Annotated in this window: 3 protein-coding genes; 2 read left to right on the forward strand and 1 reads right to left on the reverse strand. The window is 75.7% G+C overall.

What is annotated here, in order from left to right; all coding sequences use genetic code 11:
- Positions 1-17: 17 nt before the first annotated feature.
- Positions 18-1,022, reverse strand: coding sequence for an iron-siderophore ABC transporter substrate-binding protein (locus tag Q6969_RS14595; RefSeq protein ID WP_317231095.1), 1,005 nt, complete (start codon positions 1,020-1,022; stop codon positions 18-20).
- A 142-nt stretch (positions 1,023-1,164) separates the two neighbouring features.
- Here Q6969_RS14595 and Q6969_RS14600 point away from each other — a divergent pair, with 142 nt between their 5' ends.
- Positions 1,165-2,223: an iron chelate uptake ABC transporter family permease subunit gene (locus Q6969_RS14600; protein WP_317231096.1), complete on the forward strand. Its 1,059-nt coding sequence runs from the start codon at positions 1,165-1,167 to the stop codon at positions 2,221-2,223.
- A partial coding sequence (locus Q6969_RS14605) for an iron chelate uptake ABC transporter family permease subunit (protein WP_317231097.1) occupies positions 2,220-3,074 on the forward strand: 855 nt, incomplete at its 3' end. The genes Q6969_RS14600 and Q6969_RS14605, both read left to right, overlap by 4 nt.

Raw genomic sequence — 3,074 nt, forward strand, 5'->3', positions numbered from 1 at the left:
CCTCGGGCGGACGGCGGTCAGGGCGTGGCGGTCTCCAGCAGCGGCACGAGCTGGTCGAGCGCGTAGCCGGTGGACAGCGTGGTGCCGATCGAGTACGCCGACGACAGGTCGCCGTCGATGACGACCGCGTGGCCCGCCGCGACCGCGGGGATCGCCTGCCACAGCGGGTCGTCGGTGATGACGGACTTGTCGATGAAGATCGGGAACGCCACGATCACGTCGGAGTCGAGCAGGTCGAGCTGCTCCGAGGAGATGTCGGCCGTGAAGCCGCTCGCGCTCTTCGGCAGCCCCGCGATGGTCGGGCTCTGCGCGAAGCCCAGCTCCTCGAGGAACGAGACCCGCTCGCTGCCCTCGATGTAGGCGCCCCAGCCCTCGCTGGTCTTCGTGGCCGCGGTGACCGTCCTGCCCTTCCACTCGGAGTGCGCGGCCTCGACCTCGTCGAAGCGCGCGTCGACGGCCTCCAGGAGGGCGTCGCCCTGGTCCTCGCGGCCGAGCGCCTCGGCGACCATGTCGACCTGGTCGTCCATGTCGGTGAGGTAGCTGTCGGCGCCCTCGGGGATGCCGATGGTGGGGGCGATCTGCGACAGGCGGTCGTAGCGGGCCTGGTCGCCGGATCCCTTGGTGTCGAGGATCAGGTCGGGCTCGAGCGCCGCGATGGCCTCGTACGACGGCTCGAGGGTCTCGATGAGCTCGGGCGACTCGGTATAGAGGTCCTGCGCCCACGGGCCGACGCCGTCCGCGTCGGCGCCGAAGCCGAGCCAGTCGGACGCGCCGACCGGCTGGACGCCGAGGGCGAGCGCGGTCTCGGCGTCGCCCCAGCCGAGGGCGACGACGCGCTTCGGCTCGCTCGGGACGGTGACCTCGCCGAACTTCGTGTCGACCGTGGCGGGGAAGGCGCCGGTCGCGGTGCCGGACGCGGGGGGCGCGGACGCCGCCGGGTCGGAGGAGGCGCTGCAGCCGGTCAGGGCGAGCGTCGCGACGGCGATCGCGGCGACGGCGGAGCCGGTGGTGGGGAACCTCATGGTGCGGGGCCTCTCGGGTGCGGGGTGCGGGGTGCGGGGGTGCGGGATGCGTGCGGGTGCGGGCAGTGCGGGGTGACGGTCCGGTGTGGATCGTGTCAGGCAAGGGCAGCCTAACCTAACGGCGCGGTACGCTGTCCGGGCCATGTCGCTCCGGGTCCCTGCGCGCGCCTCCGTCACCGACGCCCCCGAGGGCCGGGCACGGAGCGGCCTGCCGCGCTCGGCGGGCCTCCTGCTCGCGCTCGGCGCACTGGTGCTCGCGTGCCTCGCGAGCGTCGCCGTCGGGTCGCGCGACATCCCGCTCGGCGCCGTCGTCGACGCGCTCGCCGGCCGCCCGCGCGATGCCGCCGAGCTCGTCGTGATCCTCGACCTCCGCGTCCCGCGCACCCTCGTCGGCCTCGCCGCGGGGCTCGCGCTCGGCGTCGCGGGCGCGCTCATCCAGGCGGTCACGCGCAACCCGCTGGCGGATCCCGGGATCCTCGGCGTCACCGCCGGCTCGGCCTTCGCGGTCGCCATCGCCACGGGCGTGCTGGGCGTGACCGCCGTGAGCGGTTACCTCTGGTTCGCCTTCGGCGGGGCGCTCGTGGCGGCCGTCGTCGTGTACGTCGTCGGATCCGCGGGGCGGGGCGGCGGCGACCCGGTGCGCCTCACGCTCGCCGGCGTCGCCCTCGGCGCGGTGCTCGCGGGCATCACGTCCGGGATGCTGCTGGCCGACCCGCAGGGCTTCAGCGCCATGCGGGCGTGGGAGTCCGGCTCCCTCCAGGACCGCGGCTGGGACGCCCTGGTGCCGGTCGCGCCGTTCCTCGCCGCGGGCGTGCTGCTCGCGGCCGTCATCGCCCGGAGCCTGGACGCGGTCGCGCTCGGGGACGACCTCGCGCGCTCCCTCGGGGCGAACGTCGTCGTCGTGCGGACCGTCGCGGTGGTCGCCGTGACGCTGCTCGCCGGCGGGGCGACCGCGATGGCCGGGCCGATCGCGTTCGTCGGGCTGATGATCCCGCACATCGCCCGCTGGATCGTCGGGCCCGACCAGCGCTGGATCCTCGCGTACACGATCGTCCTGGCGCCCGTACTGCTGCTGGCAGCCGACATCGTGGGCCGCATCGTGCTCCGCCCGGCCGAGCTGCCCGCGGGCATCGTGACCGCGGTGATCGGGGCGCCCGTGCTGATCCTGCTCGTGCGCCGGCAGAGGGCGTCGGGGCTGTGAGCGCGCCCGCACCCGCCGGCCGCCGTCCCGCCGCGAGGATCCCGGGCACCTTCCGCCTCCCCGTGGTCGGCACGCGCCTCCGGCGGCGCGAGGCCCTGGTGGGCGCCGCGCTCGCCGCCGCGATCCTCGCGGTCGCGCTGGTGGCACTCGGCACCGGCGACTTCCCCCTTACCGTGCCCGAGGTCGTCCGCGCCCTCGTGCTCCCCGACGGCTCCTTCGCCACGACGATCGTGACGGAGTGGCGCCTGCCGCGCGTGCTCGCGGCCGTGGCGTTCGGCGCGGCGCTCGGGGTCGCGGGCGCCGTCTTCCAGTCGCTCACGCGGAACCCCCTCGGATCGCCCGACGTCATCGGCTTCTCGACGGGCTCCTACACGGGCGCCCTCATCGTCACGACGCTCGCCGGCGCCGCGTTCGTGCCCACGGCGATCGGGGCGCTCGCGGGCGGCCTCGGCACCGCGCTGGTCGTGTACCTCCTCGCGTACCGCGGCGGCGTGCAGGGCTTCCGGCTGATCATCACGGGCATCGCGGTCACGGCGGCCCTGCACGGCCTGAACACGTTCCTGCTCCTGAAGGCGGGCACCGAGGTGGCGATGGCCGCGTCCATCTGGGGCGCCGGCTCCCTCGCGCTCGTCGGCTGGGACCGCGCGCTCCCCGCGTTCGTCGCCCTCCTGGTGCTCGCGCCCGCGATCCTGCTGCTGTCCGCGCCGCTGCGGCAGCTCGAGCTCGGCGACGACGCCGCGCGCGCCCACGGGGTGCGGGCCGAGCCGACGCGCCTCGCCCTGCTGGTGCTCGGCGTCGCCCTCACGGCGGTGGTCACCGCGGCCGCGGGACCCATCGCGTTCGTGGCGCTC

Source organism: Clavibacter sp. MX14-G9D, from assembly GCF_032917815.1.
Lineage (GTDB): Bacteria > Actinomycetota > Actinomycetes > Actinomycetales > Microbacteriaceae > Clavibacter > Clavibacter michiganensis_K.